The organism is Tessaracoccus flavus (genome assembly GCF_001997295.1).
In the GTDB taxonomy this organism is placed as follows: domain Bacteria; phylum Actinomycetota; class Actinomycetes; order Propionibacteriales; family Propionibacteriaceae; genus Arachnia; species Arachnia flava.
The window spans coordinates 2,271,946-2,288,834 of sequence record NZ_CP019605.1; the positions used below are offsets into that span (position 1 = coordinate 2,271,946).

Sequence of the window (16,889 nt, forward strand, 5' to 3'; positions counted from 1 at the left end):
TGCCGAATGCGCGTCGTCGGTGTCACCCATCCACTTGGGGCACCCGTGACCTCGTTCGACATCGACCACGGATGCCACCCCCGGGTGACGCTGTTCGATCACGGATATGTGCCTGTTCGCCCGCTCGCCGCCGTGAAGAGCGCAGACGACATCGTCTTCACCTGGCTCGTCCGCGAGGTGTCGGTGGCCGACCAGCGTCCCCCCGAGCGCCACACGGTCTATGTGTCCACTCCCGACGAGACGCCCCGCCGCTACCAGCGCATCGGCGCGTATGCGCTCGTCGTCTCGCAGCGCGGCATCCTGGGCACCGTCAACTCACGGCTGACTGGCGCACCCGGCACCTGGGCGCTGCCGGGAGGTGGCGTGGACCCGGACGAATCCCCCGCCGACGCAGTGCTCCGGGAGATCTACGAGGAGACCGGTCAGGAAGTAGTCCTCGATCGCGTCCTCTCCCTGGAGTCGGAGCACTGGGTGGGCCGGTCGCTGGCCGGTCGGCTGGAGGATTTCCACGCCCTGCGCGTCGTGTACGGCGCGATATGCAAAACACCCAGCGACCCCGTCGTCCACGATGTGGGTGGATCGACAGAACGGGCCGACTGGGTGCCTGCTCGCGCCTGGCGCAAGTTGCATTGGACGAACAGCTCCCGGAACCTGCTGGCGCAGTACGCCCGGAAGCTGAGCCGCCCGATCAGTCCCTGAAGTAGCTCAGGATGCGAAGGATCTCGACGTAGAGCCACACCATGGTGACCGTGATGCCGAGCGCCGCACGCCACGACTCCTGGGCCGGAGCCCCCTGGGCGATGCCCCGCTCGACGGAGTCGAAGTCGACGATGAGGTTGGCCACCGCCAGCGCCACGGCGATCACCGAGACGAGGATGGCGAGCATGCCGGCCCCGGAACCTACTTCGCGGAGCCCCGTGTTGACGCCGAAGAGCGCCAGCACGAAGTTGACGAGCAGCACGCCGAGCAGCGACATGGTGCCGATCATCACCATCTTGCGGAATTTGGGGGTGACCCGGATGTTGAAGAACTTGTACGCAGCCAGCGTCGAGGCGGCCGTGACGAAGGTGGCCAGCACCGCGGACACGACGATGCCGGGGAAGAGGAACTCGAAGTACTTCGAGAACGCCCCGACGAACACGCCCTCGACGAGCGCGTAGAACATCACTCCGCCGACCGGCAGCTTGGTGCGGCCCGCGACGAAGAACACGGTGATCAGCCCGACGATGCCCGAGCCGATGAGCGCCGGCAGGAGGAACTCCATCGGGAGGAGCCGGAACGTCGCGATCGCGGAGAGGAAGACGACACCCAGCGTCATGGCGGTCTTGACGATCACGTCGTCAAGGGTCATGCGGCCGACCGGGGCCTGGTGGGGGGCCTGCTGGAGCGAGGGGTCAAACCCCTGCGGTGCGCCGTAGCCCTGAGGCGCGCCGTAGCCCTGGGGGGCTCCATAACTCTGGTACTGGTGCCCGGGCGCCTCCCCATGACGGGTGAAAGCGTCGGGGCGCCCGATGATCGGATTTGCCATCTCAATTGCTCATTTCGTTCGTGGTCCCTGCGGAGACTTACTGCCTCCAGTGTACGTGCTGCCGCAACTGCGAACCCCATCCGCGCACCGGTGTGGAACCGGTGGCTTGCGGGTGGATCGGCGAATCTGGACCCACGGGCCTAGCCGTCTGAGACGATCGATCCATGAGTACTCCACGCAGAGCCACACTGACCTTTCTGGGCGCCTCCGGGACAGTTACCGGATCGAAGTACCTGTTGACCATCGGCGATCGGCGCATCCTCGTGGACGCCGGGATGTTCCAGGGCGAGAAGATGTGGCGGCTCAAGAACCGCGAGGATTTCCCCGTCGATCCCTCAACCATCTCGGACGTGCTCCTCACCCACGCCCACACCGATCACGCCGCCTACCTGCCGGCCCTGGTGAAGCACGGATTCCGTGGCGCCATCTACGCGACCGAAGCGACGATCCGGTTGGCCGAAATCGTCTTGCGCGACTCCGGCAGGCTCCAGGAGCAGGCGGTCGGGGACGCGGTCCGGGGCGGGTACTCGAAGCATGAGCAGCCGGAGGCGCTCTACACAACCGACGACGTCGAGGCGACCCTGCCGCTGTTCCGCAGCGTGGAGTGGAACTCCGACGTGGAGATCGACGGCGTGACCGCACGCTGGGTCCGATCTGCCCACATCCTGGGTTCAGCGAGCATCCACGTGACCGTGGGCGAGCGTTCGGTGCTGTTCTCCGGAGACCTCGGACGCCATGACCATCCGATCCTCAAGGACCGGGAAACGCCTCCGGGTGCCGACATCGTCCTGTGCGAGTCGACCTACGGCGACCGCGAGCACCCCGAGCCTGAGCTCCCGCACGAACCCTTCGCCGACGCGATCCGGCGCACCGTGGCGGCCGGCGGCCAGGTGGTCGTGCCCGCGTTCGCGATTGACCGCACCGAGACCGTGCTGCACGCCCTGGTCCAGATGCGCCGGGCCGGCCGGATCCCGGACGTGCCCGTCGTCGTCGACGGCCCGATGTCGCTGCGCGCCCTCGACGTCTACAAGGACGAGTCGCTCGGCGAACTGGACCACGACATCACGATCGCGGACTTCACCGACCTCAACCTCTCGGAGGCCAGAGACGGCCGGGATTCGAAGAAGCTGAACCGCCGCACCGATCCGATGATCATCATCAGTTCCTCCGGCATGGCCGAGGGCGGCCGGGTGCTCTACCACCTGATGCGCCTGCTGCCCGACCCGAAGAACACCGTCGTGCTGACCGGCTACCAGGCCGAGGGCACCCGCGGCCGCGCGCTGGAGGACGGCGCCCGCAACGTGAAGATCAACGGCCGCCACATCCGGGTGAAGGCCAACATCGTGCGCGACCACGAGTTCTCCGTGCACGGCGACGCCTCCGACCTGATGGATTGGCTGAAGGCGCTCGACAAGGAGCCGGAGACCGTCTACGTCACCCACGGCGAGCACCACGTGGCCGAGACCTTCGCAGACCGGATCGAGAACGAGCTGGACTGGGCCGCGGTCGTCCCGAAGTACGGCGAGGTCGTCAGCATCATGGGCGACGGCTGGGACCCGGAGGATCTGGACGTCGAGGTGCCCGAGCCGCAGGCCGCTGGTACCGAGCCGAGGGAGTGATCCTCAGCTCACGCGTGGTGCCCCCGACGGGATTCGAACCCGTACTCGGGCGGGTTTAAGCCGCCTGCCTCTACCGGTTGGGCTACGAGGGCGCAGGGCGAGTCTAGTGAGAACCCCCCGCCCGGTACCCTTGAGGCACACCACCCACCCAAAAGGACGAGCGTGACGACCTTCCTCATCATCGGAGCAGTCGGCGTCGTTCTGGTGTTGGTCACCCTGGTCGTCGGCGACATCCTCGACGGGGTGCTGCACCTCGACGCCCTCGACAGCGACCTCTTCTCGATCTCCAGCCTCGCGGCCTTCATCGGCGCGTTCGGCTTCGGCGGCGCGATCGGTCTCGGGGTGCTCCACAACATGGTGCTGGCCGTCATCGTCGGCCTCATCATCGGCTCGCTCGCCGCCTGGGGTGCGGTGTCGCTCACCAAGAAGTTGAAGAGCGACGGCGCGAGCTTCCGCTCCGACTCGATGATCGGCCACCCCGGCCGCGTCATCACCGCCATCCCCGAAGGGGGCTACGGCGAGATCACCATCAGCGTCGCGGGCCACGTCCGCAAGATCACCGCGAAGGCCGAGCAGGCGATCGACTCCGGGACCGAGGTGTGGGTCTCCGCGATCCTCTCCCCCACCGCCGTCGAGGTGACGCCCACCTCCGGCCCCCACGAACTCATCCCCTAACCAACCAGAAGAGAGGCGCTCCATGCCATTCAGCCCCGTCGTGACGGCGATCATCGGCCTCGTCGTCCTACTCCTCCTCGTGGGCCTGCTCATCGCGAGCCGCTACAAGGTCGCAAAGCCCAACGAGGCGTTCATCATCACCGGCCGTAAGGGCCGTGAGGTCCGCAACCCCGAGACCGGGCTGGTGTCCACCGACCTGTCGGGCCAGAAGGTCGTCATGGGCGGCGGCGTGTTCGTCATCCCGTTCATCCAGCGCCTCCACGTGCTCGACCTGTCGTCGCGCCGCATCATGGTGACCATCCGCAACGCCGTCTCCGGCCAGGGCATCAAGCTCAACGTCGACGGCGTGGCCATCGTCAAGGTGGGCGGCAACGAGGATTCCATCCGCGCCGCCGCGCAGCGCTTCCTCTCCCAACAGGAGGAGATCGAGACGTTCACGCAGGAGACCCTCGCCGGATCGCTCCGCTCGATCGTCGGCTCGCTGACGGTTGAGCAGATCATCCGCGACCGCGCAGCGTTCGCCCAGCGCGTCACCGACGAGTCCGAGTCCTCCCTCACGGGCCAGGGCCTGGTACTCGACACCTTCCAGATCCAGGACATCACCGACGACGGCACCTACTTGTCCGACCTCGGCCGCCCCGAGTCGGCCAAGCTGGGCCGCATGGCCGCCGTCGCCGAGGCCGAGGCCCGCCGTGAGGCCGAGCAGGCTCAGATCGCCGCCGAGCAGGAGATCGCGATCTCCAAGCGCGAACTGGTGCTGAAGCAGGCCGAGATCCAGTCCGAGACCGACGCCGCCCGCGCCACCGCGGCCGCCGCCGGCCCGCTGGCCCAGGCAGACCGCGACCAGGCCGTGCTCCTCGAGCAGGAGAAGGTGGCAGTCGCCCAGGCCGCGCTGAAGGAACGCCAGCTCGACACCGAGGTTCGTCGCCCGGCAGACGCCGAGCGGTACCGCGTCGAGACCGCCGCCGAGGCACAGCGCAACGCCGCGATCTTCGAGGCGGAGGCCCGCAAGGCCGCCTCGATCGCCAACGCCGAGGCCGAGGCTGAGAAGGCCCGACTCACCGGTGTCGGCGAGCAGTCGCGCCGTTCGGCCCTGGCAGAGGCCGAGGCCATCGAGGGTGCCAAGCGCGGTGAAGCCGAGAAGGCCCGCCGTATCGCCGAGGCCGAGGCCGTCCGGGCCGAGGGTGAGGCGAAGGCAGCCGCGGTGCTCGCCGTCGGCCAGGCCGAAGCCGAGGCGATGGACAAGCGCGCCGAGGCGTTCGCGCACTACAACGACGCCGCAGTGCTGCAGATGCTCATCGAGATCCTGCCGCAGATGGCCGAGAAGGTCTCCGCGCCGCTGGGCAACATCGACACGCTGACGGTGGTCTCCACCGAGGGTGCGTCAGCCCTCCCGAAGACGGTTGCCAACAACATGCTGCAGACCCTGCAGATGGTGAAGGACACCACCGGCTTCGACCTGGGCGCAGTCCTCGACAAGGTGGCCAACAAGACCGCCGGGGATCCCACCGTCATCAAGGAAGCCCCCGCTTCAGAGTGACCTAACCGACGGAGGGCCGGCCCATATCGGGCCGGCCCTCCGTCGCTTCCTCCCCAGCGACCACCTGACCCGGAGCCGTGAAAGGGTGGAAAGCCGAGAAGGAGGAGTCGTCATGCCCCCGACCATCGACTACCGGCCGATCATCCCCCGAACTCTCCTACGCTGCCTCGTCGCGGCCCTCGGGATGTTGCTCTGCGCGTTGGCCCCGTTGCTGCCCCTCCTGATCCCCGCCCTCGCCGACTGGATGTCGGTTCCCCCGCACCGGTACGCTCGACGCTCGATCAGTCCAGCGCACTCGTACTATCGTGACGCCGTAGACTGGGGCGAAGAGTGGCTCACTAGCAGGAATGGATTCCTTCGATGAGCGTCAATATGGAGAAGTTCGAGGGAAAGTGGTCGCGGCCGAAGACCGGTGATGTCTTCGAGATCCGGATCGGTGGCTATCGCTGTCCTGGTCGAGTGGTGAGCACGGAGGCGAAACCGCTGGGCAAGGGCGCACCGGACGCGCCCTTGGTCTACCTGTTCCATCCGGTTTCACCTCAGTGGGAATTTGATCAGCGTGAAGTGCTGCAGGTCACGAACCTGCTCGTTTCCCCCATCATGACCAACCTCAAGCCGTGGACCTTGAAGTACTTCCGTACCCTCGGCAACGTTGGGTTTGCTGACGGGGAACGTCTTGAACGGCACTGTTTCCGGAGTTCGTTTGGCCGGTTCTACGACGAGCAAGGAAATGAAATCCAGGAACCGGTTTCGCCGGTAGGAACTTGGGGGCTCCATAGTTTCCGCACGATCGATGATGCCTTGAGTGAAGCGCTGGGGATCCCGCTAGCTCCTGATTGAGTCGGCTTGGAGCACTTACGGTGTTGGCACGCAGGTTGTGGTGTGCGACAACACGCTGAGTGTGGCGTTGGGTTCGTTCAAGAACTCGATCAAGGTGCGCCACAGCTCCAAGTCGCTGGGCCGTCTCGCGGATGTGCGGCACGCGCTGCAGCTCATCCTCGGTGCGGGCGATGCGTTCGCCGCGCAGGTGCGCGAACTGATCGCAGAACCGGTCTCTGATGCCCGGTTCGAGAAGTTCCTCACCGCGTGGAGCGCCACCGACTCCGACAGCAAGCGCGCCCAGACGCTGGCAGAGAACAAGCGCGACGCGCTGCGCGGCCTGTGGCGCACGCGGGGCGTGGAGACGCGGGTGACACTGCAGGCCTCCCGCTGTTCCTGATCCTCATCGCGGGCATCGGCCGCGCCTTCCTGTTGCAGGGGATCCACGAGGAGTGGTGGTTCCGTGGCTTCGCCTTCCGCGGGTACCGCGAGCGTCCCGTGCTGGTCCTGGCCGCTACGACTGTCTTCTTCACCCTCCTGCATCTGGTCTCCTCCGGCGGCCAGCAGTCCGCGAGCGAGTTGTTCCTGTACCTCGCCCTTCCGCTGGGCATGGGCTTCTGGGCGGGAGTGGAGCGGCTGCGCACCGACACGGTCTGGGGTGCGGTCGGCATCCACGGTGGCATTCACGTCGGCCTCGTCGGGGCGCAACTACTGGGGTGGGAGATGGGCCCGGCTGCGTGGATCACGATCGGCCTCGCCCTGTGCGCCGCGGCCATGGTGCGACTGGTCACCGCCCCGAAGAACCAGCGACAATCCGCAGGGTAGGACTCCTCAGGATTCCCGGCGGCGGACCATCTCATTGATCCAGATGGGCGCGAAGGGGGACGTGCAGTTCGGCGGCGTGGGGTAGTCCTTCAGTACCTCGAGGCGCTCGCCGATGGCCAGCGCCCGCTCGCGGTGCTCGGGATGGTGGATGCCGATGTTGGCAAGGGTCTCGTTCATCGCCCACTGCAGGCGGTCGGGTGCACCCTTCATCTCGGCCTCAATCTGGTCGAGCAACGCCACCAGGTCCAGCCCCCCGGGCTTCTTGACGACGCGCTCGGTGGTGAGCGCCCAGCCGGCCGATGCGACGACGGGGTCGGCGTCGGTGAACCACCGCTGCCGCAGTTCCTCGGCGTGCGGGCTCTTCTTGACGATGTAGTTCACCAGCCAGCCGTGCACCTTAGGTGCGCGGGCTTCGCGGAGCATGGAGTCGAGGTCGTCGGCCGAGTACTGACGCGGCCGCGAGATCAGGATGGCCAGGAGGCGGGCCGCGGTGTCGTCGGTCGCCCAGAGCTCAACGGCCAGCTCCGGGTCGGTTTTCAGGCGCTTGGCGATCGCCCTCATCTTGGTGAGGTTCACGCCGTGGTCGTCTCCATGCCGCTCGTTGACCGCGCGCATCTTCGGGTCCTCCAGCGAGGCGAGCTCGGCCAGGATGTCGTCGGTGGTGCTCAAATCTTCTCTCCCATCAGTCGGGCGACGATGTCCTCGGCGGCTCCGCGCCGGACTGAGTCGGTGTTGGCGCCGCACCAGAGCGGCGTGAAGTCGGTACGTCCCCTCGCCTCGGCGGCTGCGCGGAGCGGGGCCAGCGGGCCTGCGGTGTGCGGGTAGCCGGGAAGATCGTCCGGGGTCTCCCCCAGGTCGCGGATCAGCCGGTTGGGGATGCCGCGCGCGGGGCGCCCGGTCATGACGGTGGTGACGACCGTCTCGTGGGGCTGCTCGATCGCGGTGCGGTGCAGGTCTGGGGTGGCGGCCTCGTCGGCGAGGAGGAAGGCCGTGCCGCACTGGACCGCGCTGGCGCCCGCCGCAAGTGCCGCCCGGACCTGTGCGGGCGTGGTGATGCCGCCCGCGGCGATCACCGGGAGCCTGACGGCGGCGCGGATGGCCGCGACCAACTCGCGGGTGGGCAGGTGCAGCGACAGGTCGTCGGACAGGAAGTGCCCGCGATGCCCGCCGGCCTCCCATCCCTGGGCGACGACCATCTGGGCGCCGTTCTCCTCGAGCCACCGTGCCTCGTCGACGGTCGTGGCGGTGCTGGCGATGAACGTGTCGGGCAGCCGGCGCTTGAGCTCAGCGAGCAGGGGCTTGGCCGGCAGCCCGAAGTGGAAGCTCACGATGGTGGGCGACGCGGTGGTCACCGCCGCCAGCGCCTCCTCGCCGAAGGGGCGCCGCTCGGAGCCCATCGACGCCACCTCTCGCACCCCGAACTCCTCGCGGTAGGCGGCGAGCGAGTCGGCCCAGCGCTGGAGGCGTTCGTCCGGTTCGCGGGGGGTGTGGGCGAAGAAGTTGACGTTGTACGCAGCCTTCGCCGCATCCAGTTGCCGCAGCGACGCGACCAGCGGCTCGCTGCTCATCATGGCAGCGGGCAGCGACCCGATGCCGCCGGCCCGCCCCACCGCGAGGGCGAGGGCGACACCTTGGACCCCGGCCATGGGCGCCTGGAGGATCGGGAGGCTCATCGCTCCAGCAACCCCCGTGCGATGCCGTCGAGGATGTCGCTTTCGCTTACGAGCACGGAACCGCCCGGCACGCGGGCGGAGATCTCGTCCATGATGAGCGAGCCGGCGCCGAGCACGGACGCCCGGAGCGGGTGCATGCAGGGCTCCGTGGCGGTCTCGGCCGCCGTTTGCCGCAGCCAGCGGGCGTTGGAGCGCTTGATGTCCTCGCGGCTGAGCACGGTCCGGTGGACGGCCCGGCGCTCGTACTGCTGGAGGCCGAGCACGGAGGCGGCCATGGAGGTGACGGTGCCGGCCACGCCGATGGCGGTCCTGATGGAGGCGAAGTCGACGCCGGCCCGATCGAGGAGGTCGCCGACGTACGCGCGGGCCGCGGCGATCTCGTCGTCGGTGGCGGGATCGGTGGTGAGGAAGCGCTCCTTGACCCGCACCGCACCGATGTCGAGGCTCGTGGCCGAGACGATGCGCCGGTCCTCCTCGATGACGATGAGCTCGGTCGAGCCGCCGCCGATGTCGAACACCAGCACCGGGGTGGGCGCTTCAACACCGCTCAGGACACCCCCGGCCGACAGCGCCGCCTCCTCGTCGCCCGAGATGACGTCGACGGGCACGCCGAGGCGCTCCTCGACGTTGCGCTCGAAGACGTCGCGGTTGCTCACGTCGCGGGCGGCAGAGGTGGCGACGAACCGCACCCGGTCGGCGCCGTATTGACGGATGAAGCCCGCATACTCGTCGAAGATGACGTTGGCACGCTCGAGCGCTTCGGGGTGGAACTCCCCCGTCGCGTCGACGCCCTGCCCGAGGCGGGCGAGCCGCGTCTGCCGGGTGTGCTCGACGATGCCGTCGGGGGTCTCCTCGATGATCAGGAGGCGGATGGAGTTGGTGCCGCAGTCGACCGCGGCGACGGCGCTCACTCGGCCTCCCCGAGGCACGGGGTGGCCCAGAACTCGCCGAGCTTCTCCAACGCCTCGTCACCGAGGGGGTTGACGCCGGGGCCGGCCGCGAGCGAATGCCCGACCAGCACGTGGAGGCACTTCACGCGGGTCGGCATCCCGCCGGCGCTGATGCCGTCGATCTCCTCGACATGGCCGAGTTCGGCACGGTCGGCCAGGTAGGCCTCATGCGCCGCCCGGTACCTGGCGGCGAGTTCCTCGTCCTGCGTGAGCCGCTCCGACATCTCGGTCATCAGGCCCGAGGCCTCGAGCGTCGAGCAGCCCGAGGTCGCGCGCTGACAGGTGAGGTAGTACGTGGTGGGGAACGGGGTGCCGTTGGGCAGCCTCGGGGCGGTCTTCACGACGCCGGGCTTGCCGCAGGGGCAGCGCCACGCCACCTCCTCAACCCCACGGGGCTCGCGCCCCAGTTGTGCCTCGACGGCCGCAAGGTCGGCCTCGGTGGGCTTCGACATCAGTCCTCCTCGTCGGGGTTGGGGGGCTGGATGGTGCGTTCGGGGTCCGGCATGGTGTCGGCGGGTTCCTCCTCGACGGGGGCGTCGGCCACCCGCACGGAGCCCCACATCTTCTCCCACCACAGTCCGGGCACTTCGACATCCAGCGCCGTCTCGATGGACGGCCCTTCGAGCGGCTGCCCGTCGACGCCGAGCACCCGGTAGCCGACCTCGCCGGGCATCACCCAGCCGAGCCGGACCCGGGCGACCGAGCGGACGTAGGCGGGATCCTCCCAGCGGTTGAGCCGGTCCTCGAGATCTGCGATCTGCTCTTGCGTGGCGGCTATGTCGGCCTTCACCGCCGCGATCTCCTGCGCCTGCGCGAAGTAGACGCGCAGCGAGTTGGCCAGCACGATGGTGATCCCTGCGATGACGACGAGCAGCACCGCCAGGCGCCAGGTCGCGGTCCGCGCCCGCTGAGCGCGCGGCGGCTGGGCCGGCTTCGGGTCCATCGCCTGGTCGACTTCCTGCTGCTTGAGCGGAGCGACGCGGGGACGCGCTGTGCGCTCCCCCGGACGCGCAGAGGTCCGGGTCCGCGGAGAACCGCGGCCCGGACCACTGCTTGTCGGCTTATTCCGAGGTGTCTGAGGCACGCCTACCAGTGTGCCCCACTGCGTCGGTCAGCTCAGCCCTTGAAACGCGGGAAGGCCGAACGGCCGGCGTAAACCGCCGCCTCGTCCAGGTCGTCCTCGATGCGCAGGAGCTGGTTGTACTTGGCGACGCGGTCGGTGCGGGCGGGCGCGCCCGACTTGATCTGGCCACAGCCAAGCGCGACGGCGAGGTCGGCGATCGTGACATCCTCGGTCTCGCCGGAGCGGTGCGACATCATGGTCTTGAAGCCGTTGCGGTGGGCGAGGTCGACGGCGTCGATCGTCTCCGAGAGGGAGCCGATCTGGTTGACCTTGACCAGCAGCGCGTTGGCGGTCTTGGTGTCGATGCCCTTCTGCAGCCGGGTCACGTTGGTGACGAACAGGTCGTCGCCGACGATCTGGACCATGTCGCCGAGGCGGTCGGTCATGAGCTTCCAGCCGTCCCAGTCCTCTTCGTTCAGCGGGTCCTCGATGGAGACCATCGGGTAGGCGTCGACGAGCTCGGCGTAGTAGTCGACCATCTCTTCGGCGGTCTTGGTGGCGCCTTCGAACTCGTAGCCGCCGTCGTTGAAGAACTCGGACGCTGCGACGTCGAGCGCCAGTGCAACGTCGGAGCCGGGCTCGTAGCCGGCCTTGCGGATGGCCTCCATGATGAGGTCGAGCGCTGCGCGGTTCGAGTCGAGGTTCGGCGCGAAGCCGCCCTCATCGCCCAGACCGGTGTTGAGGCCCTTCTCCTTGAGGACAGCCTTGAGGGCGTGGTAGACGCCGGCGCCCATCTCGACGGCCTGAGCGAAGCTCTCGGCGCCGATCGGGGCGATCATGAACTCCTGGATGTCAACGTTGGAGTCGGCATGCGAGCCGCCGTTGAGGATGTTCATCATGGGGACGGGCAGGATATGGGCGTTCGGGCCGCCGACGTACTTGTACAGCGGCAGGCCGGCCTCCTCAGCTGCGGCGTGCGCAACAGCGAGGGAGACGCCGAGAATGGCGTTGGCGCCGAGCTTCGACTTGTTGTCGGTGCCGTCGAGCTCGATCATGGCGAGGTCGACGATGCGCTGCTCGGAGGCGTCGAGGCCGAGGATCTCCTCGCCGATGACCTCCGTGGCGTTCTGGACTGCCGTGAGAACGCCCTTGCCGCCGAAGCGGCCCTTGTCACCGTCGCGAAGCTCCGCAGCCTCGAAGGCGCCGGTGGAAGCACCCGACGGAACGGCGGCGCGACCGGTCGCACCGGACTCAAGCTCAACCTCGACCTCGATGGTCGGGTTGCCTCGAGAATCAAGGATCTCGCGAGCCTGGATGAATTCGATGGATGCCATGAAATCCCTTTCAGGAGTGTGTTTCTTGCTTGCCCAGCGTAGCTACCCCGAGCGGGGATCGCGCAGTTGGGACGTATTAAGGAAGTTCCTCAGGGAACCTGGCGAGCGACGTCGGGATGGCCCTCCGCTGCGGCGATCCGGCCCTCCAGGTCGCGGAGTGCGTGGCGGGCTGCGGCGTCAGCGTCGATTCCGTGGGCCTGCGCCCGTGCCACGAGCGCGATGATCTGCTGCCCGACCTCCGCCTCGGTGATGGCGTCGCCCGGGAGCCCGACGTCGACGCCGTGCGTCCGCGACCGCGACACCACCTTGTGGGCCCGCCCGATGACGCTGAGCGATTGCGCGATCCCCTCCAGCGCGGAGGTGCGTCCCTTCTCCTCGCGCTTGCGTTCCTCCCACGACTGCCACATGTCGTGCGGGACGTCCTCGTCGGCGAACACGTGGGGGTGTCGGCGCACCAGCTTGTCCGAGATTCCCCGGGCGACGTCGTCAAGCGTGAACCGACCCTCGTCCTCGGCGATCCGAGCATGGAAATAGACCTGGAGCAGCAGGTCGCCGAGTTCCTCGATGAGCTCGGTGTCGTCCCCGGCCTCGACCGCGTCGACCACCTCGCACGCCTCCTCGATGAGGTGGTTGAGGAGCGACCGATGGGTTTGCTTGGCGTCCCACGGGCACTTGACCCGTAGTTCCGCCATGACGCCGCGCAGGCGCTCCAGCTCGGTCATTGACCGGCGGGGACCGACAGCGAGGGGCTCACGTCCATCAGCGCCGGATCCTCAGGGATCCACTTCCCGTAGCGGGGGTTCAACTGCACGTCCGCCTGGCGGGCAGCGGTCTGGACCGCCTCGAAGTCGACCTGCTGGAGCAGCGACGTCTTGACCGACGCCCTGATCAGCGGCAGGCAGTCCTGGCTCTGCATCATGCTGGCGAACTCGCCTTGCGCGGCCACCTCGTCGATGGTCTCGGTTGAGAGGTGTCCGTACTCGTCGGCGAGACGGTCGAACACCCCTCCGAGCAGGAGAGACTGGACGACGGCGGGCCGGACGATGTCCTGCGGCGTGACTCCCATCGCGTCGGCGCAACCCTGCACCGTGCGGTCGATGTCGCTTTCGGAGTAGCTCGCGCCATCGACGACCAGCGCGGTGCCCGCTGTGGGGCTGCAGGCGGCGAACAGGGCCGCAGCGGCGACCAGCGGAACGAGACGCGTCAGCTTCATGGGTGTCCTCATCTTGGCTCGTGATGGCGCTTGTCGCGCCCGGGCCAGACTACCCCACACGGCTGCTGGCCCTGCGTGGCAGGTGGCCCCTCTCAGGCGAAGAGCTGGGTCAGCAGGGTGGTGGCCCAGCGCAGGTAGTCGCCGTCGGGCTTGGGGACGAGGATCTGCTCGACCGAGGTCTTCACCGTGGACCCAGGGTAGAGGCGCTGCAGCCGCAGCTGTTTCGACTCCGGCAGCGAGACGGGTGCCAGCCGCACCACCTTGCCCTGCGGCACGATCTCCTGGATGCCGTGTTCGCGCGCCAGCATCCGCAGCGTGGCGACCCCGAGGAGCGACTCGACCGATGCGGGCGGCTCCCCGTAACGGTCGGTGAGCTCAGCCAGGACCGCTGCGATGTCGGCCTCCGTCCGGATCTCCGCGATCTGCTTGTACATCTCCAGCCTCAGCCGCTCCGACGGGATGTAATCGTCGGGGATGTGCGCCTCGATGGGCAGCTCGATCCGCATCTGCGGCTCAGGTTCGGTGTCGTCGCCGCGGTAGTTCGCGACGGCCTCGCCGACCATCCGCAGGTACATGTCGAACCCGACCCCCTCGATGTGTCCCGACTGGTCCTCGCCCAGCAGGTTCCCGGCGCCCCGCAGTTCGAGGTCCCGCATCGCGATGGCCATGCCCGAGCCGAGGTCGGTGTTGGCGGCCATCGTCGCCAGTCGCTCGTGGGACGCCTCGGTGAGGGGCTTGTCCGGCGGGTAGAGGAAGTAGGCGTAGCCACGCTCTCTCGACCGGCCCACCCGTCCCCTCAGCTGGTGCAGTTGCGAGAGGCCCATCTTGTCGGCGCTGTCGATGATGAGGGTGTTGGCCGACTGGATGTTCAGGCCCGACTCGACGATGGTGGTCGAGACGAGGACGTCTGCGCGTCGCTCCCAGAAGTCGAGCATCACCTGCTCCAGCCGCTTCTCACTCATCTGGCCATGCGCAGTGACGATGCGCGCCTCAGGGACGAGCTCGCGCAGCTGCGCCGCCGTCTTCTCGATGGTGCCGACGCGGTTGTGGACGAAGAACACCTGGCCCTCCCGCGCCAGCTCGCGTCGGATCGCGGCCTTGACCTGGGCGTTGTCGTAGGGGCCGGCGAAGGTGAGGACCGGGTGGCGCTCCTCCGGCGGGGTGGCGATGACGCTCATCTCGCGGATGCCGGTGATGGCGATCTCGAGCGTCCGCGGAATCGGCGTCGCCGACATCGACAGCACATCGACGTTCAGCCGCATGGACTTCAGCCGTTCCTTGTGCTCGACGCCGAAGCGCTGCTCCTCGTCGATCACCACCAGCCCCAGATCCTTGAACTGGGTCTCCTTGCTGAGGAGGCGGTGGGTCCCGATGACGACGTCGATCTTGCCGGCGGCCAACCCCTCGATGATCTTCTTGGCCTCCGCATCCGTCTGGAAGCGCGAGAGCTGCGCCAGGTGCACGGGGAAGCCCGCGAATCGCGCGGCGAAGGTCTGGTAGTGCTGCGTGACGAGCAGGGTCGTCGGGACGAGCACCGCCACCTGTTTGCCGTCCTGCACCGCCTTGAACGCGGCCCGCACCGCGATCTCGGTCTTGCCGTAGCCGACGTCGCCGCAGATGAGGCGGTCCATCGGCACGAGATTCTCCATGTCGGCCTTGACCTCGGTGATGGCGGAGAGCTGGTCGGGGGTCTCCACGTAGCTGAAGGCATCCTCCAACTCGCGCTGCCAGACGGTGTCCGGCGCGAACGAGTGGCCCTTGGTGGCCATCCGCGCGGCGTACAGCTTGATCAGCTCGCTGGAGATCTCGCGCACCGCCTTGCGGGCCTTCGCCTTGCGCTTGGTCCAGTCGGCCCCGCCCATCTTGTCGAGCGCCGGAGCCTCGGCGCCTACGTAGCGGCTCAACTGGTCGAGCTGGTCCATCGGAACGTAGAGGCGATCGCCCGGATGCCCCCGTTTGCTCGGGGCGTACTCGACGACGAGGTAGTCGCGCGTGGCGCCCTGCACTTCTCGGGTGACGAGCTCGACGAAGCGTCCGACGCCGTGCTGCTCGTGGACCACGGGGTCGCCCGACTTGAGCTCCAGCGGCTGGATGGTGGCCTTGCGGCGGGCGGGGAGCTTCCGCTCGGTGCGATCGGTGGCCACCTGGCCGGTGAGTTCGGTCTCGGTGATGACCTCGACCTTGGCCGCCTCCGCGCGCCAGCCCTGACGAAGCGTCGTGAGGATGATCGACACCCTCCCCGGCTGCGGCGCCTCGGACAGGTCGTCGACGGCAGCCGGGATATCGGCCTCACCCAGCACCTCGACCATCCGCGCAGCCAGCCCCCGACCTTCGACGCACAGGACGATGCGCCAGCCGTCGGCCAACCGCGCGGAGATGTGCCTGGTGACGGCCTGCATGTCGCCGCGGAACGACTCCGAGCCCGACACCTTGAGAGTGCGGGAGTGGGGCGCGTCGGGATCGATCGCTGCGGCGTCGTCGTCGGCGGCGAACGGCGACAGGGACCACCAGCCGTGACCGATCGCCAGGGCGTGCTGACGCACGTCACCCAGGCTCCAGTAAGCCGATTCTCCGAGATCGATGGGCGAAGTGCCACCGCCGGCCGCCGCGGCCCAGCTGGCCTCCAGGAACTCCTGGCTGGTCTGAGCGAGCTCTGCCGCTCGCGCACGGATCAGCTCGGGCGACGACGCCAGGACCAGGGAGCCCTTCGGCAGCACGTCGACGAGCAATTCGAGCCCGTCGACCAGCGCCGGGGTCAGCGCCTCCATCCCCTCGACGGCATGACCTTCCGCCACCCGGCTCAGCATGTCGGCCAGCTCGGGATGCGCCGCGGCGATCTGCCTGGCTCGGGCACGCACTGAATCGGTGAGGAGCAGCTCGCGGCAGGGGGGCGCGACGACCCAGTCGGCCTGCTCGCCGGTCGAGCGCTGATCTGCGACGGTGAAGTGCCGGATCTCATCGACCTCGTCGCCGAAGAAGTCGATGCGGACGGGGTGTTCGGCCGTGGGCGGGAAGATGTCGACGATGCCGCCACGGACCGCGAACTCGCCGCGGCGCTCGACGAGGTCGACCCGGTTGTAGGCGGCGCCCACGAGATCCCTGAGCAGGTCCTCCAGCGGGTATTCCCGACCCACCTCGATGCGCACCGGCACCATGTCCGCCAGGCCTTTGACCTGCGGCTGGAGGACGGAGCGCACGGGAGCGACGATCACCTGGGGTGCCGGCTCATCCGCAGCGCCCGCTATGCGCCGCAGGACGGCCAACCGACGTCCCACCGTGTCGGCCCGCGGCGACAACCGCTCGTGCGGCAGCGTTTCCCAGGCTGGGTAGTAGGCAACCTGGTCCTCGCCCAGTAGGCCGGAGAGTTCCGCCGTGAGCTGCTCAGCCTCCCGGTACGTCGAGGTGACCAGCAGCACCATGCGGCCGGATTCCTCCGCCAGGGCGGCCGTGATGAGAGGGAAGAAGGCGGGCACGGAGGTGACGTCGAGCGTCGTGACCCCTGAGCGCCGGGAGTCCGCCAGCGTGGCGGACAGTGCCTTGTCGGCTTCGAGGAGCGGGAGCAACCCGGGGTACTTCACTGTTCTATCTTTCCATGCAGTGGCGGCGCAGCCCGCAGCCATCGACTGCCGGGCGGCGCCCGGGTGACGGTC

The 16,889-nt window shown here is 68.3% G+C and carries 17 protein-coding genes and 1 tRNA gene; 7 read left to right on the forward strand and 11 right to left on the reverse strand.

The window, feature by feature from the left end; translation table 11 throughout:
* Positions 1–6: 6 nt before the first annotated feature.
* Entirely contained in the window at positions 7–699 is a 693-nt protein-coding gene (locus RPIT_RS10530) for an NUDIX hydrolase (RefSeq protein WP_077343014.1), read from the forward strand.
* Here RPIT_RS10530 and RPIT_RS10535 read toward each other — a convergent pair.
* A complete protein-coding gene (locus tag RPIT_RS10535) occupies positions 689–1,528 on the reverse strand; it encodes a Bax inhibitor-1/YccA family protein (RefSeq protein WP_077343016.1) in 840 nt (279 codons plus the stop codon). The genes RPIT_RS10530 and RPIT_RS10535 overlap by 11 nt on opposite strands.
* Before the next feature lie 164 nt (positions 1,529–1,692).
* Here RPIT_RS10535 and RPIT_RS10540 point away from each other — a divergent pair, with 164 nt between their 5' ends.
* Positions 1,693–3,147 (forward strand): MBL fold metallo-hydrolase RNA specificity domain-containing protein, encoded by a 1,455-nt coding sequence (locus tag RPIT_RS10540; RefSeq protein ID WP_077343018.1) that lies wholly within the window; start codon positions 1,693–1,695, stop codon positions 3,145–3,147.
* A 15-nt stretch (positions 3,148–3,162) separates the two neighbouring features.
* Here RPIT_RS10540 and RPIT_RS10545 read toward each other — a convergent pair.
* Positions 3,163–3,239 (reverse strand) — tRNA-Leu (locus tag RPIT_RS10545).
* 70 nt (positions 3,240–3,309) lie between these two features.
* Here RPIT_RS10545 and RPIT_RS10550 point away from each other — a divergent pair.
* The 5 genes from RPIT_RS10550 (at position 3,310) to RPIT_RS10575 (ending at position 7,006) form a co-directional block, all read left to right on the forward strand.
* Positions 3,310–3,822, forward strand: coding sequence for a hypothetical protein (locus tag RPIT_RS10550; RefSeq protein WP_077343020.1), 513 nt, complete (start codon positions 3,310–3,312; stop codon positions 3,820–3,822).
* Positions 3,823–3,844: 22 nt separating this feature from the next.
* A complete protein-coding gene (locus tag RPIT_RS10555; protein ID WP_077343022.1) occupies positions 3,845–5,362 on the forward strand; it encodes a flotillin family protein in 1,518 nt (505 codons plus the stop codon).
* Positions 5,363–5,734: 372 nt separating this feature from the next.
* Complete coding sequence (locus RPIT_RS10565) at positions 5,735–6,202, forward strand: hypothetical protein (protein WP_143028189.1); 468 nt, start codon at positions 5,735–5,737, stop codon at positions 6,200–6,202.
* A gap of 67 nt (positions 6,203–6,269) precedes the next feature.
* On the forward strand, positions 6,270–6,581 hold the full coding sequence (locus RPIT_RS10570) for a DUF932 domain-containing protein (protein WP_237267828.1): 312 nt from the start codon (positions 6,270–6,272) through the stop codon (positions 6,579–6,581).
* Entirely contained in the window at positions 6,524–7,006 is a 483-nt protein-coding gene (locus RPIT_RS10575; protein ID WP_162274542.1) for a CPBP family intramembrane glutamic endopeptidase, read from the forward strand. Before RPIT_RS10570 ends, RPIT_RS10575 begins: the two co-directional genes overlap by 58 nt.
* Positions 7,007–7,012: 6 nt before the next feature.
* Here the strand turns inward: RPIT_RS10575 and RPIT_RS15035 are convergent, their stop codons facing one another.
* The 9 genes from RPIT_RS15035 to mfd form a co-directional block, all read right to left on the reverse strand.
* Entirely contained in the window at positions 7,013–7,675 is a 663-nt protein-coding gene (locus RPIT_RS15035; protein WP_143028188.1) for a DNA alkylation repair protein, read from the reverse strand.
* Entirely contained in the window at positions 7,672–8,679 is a 1,008-nt protein-coding gene (locus RPIT_RS15040; protein WP_143028187.1) for an NAD(P)H-dependent flavin oxidoreductase, read from the reverse strand. Before RPIT_RS15040 ends, RPIT_RS15035 begins: the two co-directional genes overlap by 4 nt.
* Complete coding sequence (locus RPIT_RS10590; RefSeq protein WP_077343035.1) at positions 8,676–9,590, reverse strand: Ppx/GppA phosphatase family protein; 915 nt, start codon at positions 9,588–9,590, stop codon at positions 8,676–8,678. Before RPIT_RS10590 ends, RPIT_RS15040 begins: the two co-directional genes overlap by 4 nt.
* A complete protein-coding gene (locus RPIT_RS10595) occupies positions 9,587–10,084 on the reverse strand; it encodes a DUF501 domain-containing protein (protein WP_077344305.1) in 498 nt (165 codons plus the stop codon). Before RPIT_RS10595 ends, RPIT_RS10590 begins: the two co-directional genes overlap by 4 nt.
* Positions 10,081–10,572, reverse strand: a complete 492-nt coding sequence (locus tag RPIT_RS10600) for an FtsB family cell division protein (RefSeq protein WP_077343037.1) — start codon at positions 10,570–10,572, stop codon at positions 10,081–10,083. The genes RPIT_RS10595 and RPIT_RS10600 overlap by 4 nt, the downstream gene beginning before the upstream one ends.
* 173 nt (positions 10,573–10,745) lie before the next feature.
* Complete coding sequence (gene eno, locus RPIT_RS10605) at positions 10,746–12,026, reverse strand: phosphopyruvate hydratase (RefSeq protein WP_077343039.1); 1,281 nt, start codon at positions 12,024–12,026, stop codon at positions 10,746–10,748.
* Positions 12,027–12,115: 89 nt separating this feature from the next.
* Positions 12,116–12,748: a nucleoside triphosphate pyrophosphohydrolase gene (locus RPIT_RS10610; RefSeq protein WP_077343041.1), complete on the reverse strand. Its 633-nt coding sequence runs from the start codon at positions 12,746–12,748 to the stop codon at positions 12,116–12,118.
* The gene (locus RPIT_RS10615; RefSeq protein WP_077343043.1) at positions 12,745–13,239 is read right to left on the reverse strand and encodes a hypothetical protein; all 495 of its coding nucleotides are present in this window, start codon (positions 13,237–13,239) and stop codon (positions 12,745–12,747) included. The genes RPIT_RS10610 and RPIT_RS10615 overlap by 4 nt, the downstream gene beginning before the upstream one ends.
* Before the next feature lie 92 nt (positions 13,240–13,331).
* Positions 13,332–16,859 (reverse strand): transcription-repair coupling factor, encoded by a 3,528-nt coding sequence (mfd, locus tag RPIT_RS10620; RefSeq protein WP_077343045.1) that lies wholly within the window; start codon positions 16,857–16,859, stop codon positions 13,332–13,334.
* Positions 16,860–16,889: the final 30 nt, after the last annotated feature.

What these genes read in the sequence shown, in the direction of transcription:
- RPIT_RS10535 (WP_077343016.1), bottom strand. Translation starts at nt 1,528, where the DNA reads ATGGCAAATCCGATCATCGGGCGCCCCGACGCTTTCACCCGTCATGGG.
- RPIT_RS10610 (WP_077343041.1), bottom strand. Translation starts at nt 12,748, where the DNA reads ATGACCGAGCTGGAGCGCCTGCGCGGCGTCATGGCGGAACTACGGGTC.
- RPIT_RS10615 (WP_077343043.1), bottom strand. Translation starts at nt 13,239, where the DNA reads ATGAAGCTGACGCGTCTCGTTCCGCTGGTCGCCGCTGCGGCCCTGTTC.
- RPIT_RS10540 (WP_077343018.1), top strand. Translation starts at nt 1,693, where the DNA reads ATGAGTACTCCACGCAGAGCCACACTGACCTTTCTGGGCGCCTCCGGG.
- mfd (WP_077343045.1), bottom strand. Translation starts at nt 16,859, where the DNA reads ATGGCTGCGGGCTGCGCCGCCACTGCATGGAAAGATAGAACAGTGAAG.
- RPIT_RS10600 (WP_077343037.1), bottom strand. Translation starts at nt 10,572, where the DNA reads ATGGACCCGAAGCCGGCCCAGCCGCCGCGCGCTCAGCGGGCGCGGACC.
- RPIT_RS10555 (WP_077343022.1), top strand. Translation starts at nt 3,845, where the DNA reads ATGCCATTCAGCCCCGTCGTGACGGCGATCATCGGCCTCGTCGTCCTA.
- RPIT_RS10530 (WP_077343014.1), top strand. Translation starts at nt 7, where the DNA reads ATGCGCGTCGTCGGTGTCACCCATCCACTTGGGGCACCCGTGACCTCG.
- RPIT_RS15040 (WP_143028187.1), bottom strand. Translation starts at nt 8,679, where the DNA reads ATGAGCCTCCCGATCCTCCAGGCGCCCATGGCCGGGGTCCAAGGTGTC.
- eno (WP_077343039.1), bottom strand. Translation starts at nt 12,026, where the DNA reads ATGGCATCCATCGAATTCATCCAGGCTCGCGAGATCCTTGATTCTCGA.
- RPIT_RS10565 (WP_143028189.1), top strand. Translation starts at nt 5,735, where the DNA reads ATGGAGAAGTTCGAGGGAAAGTGGTCGCGGCCGAAGACCGGTGATGTC.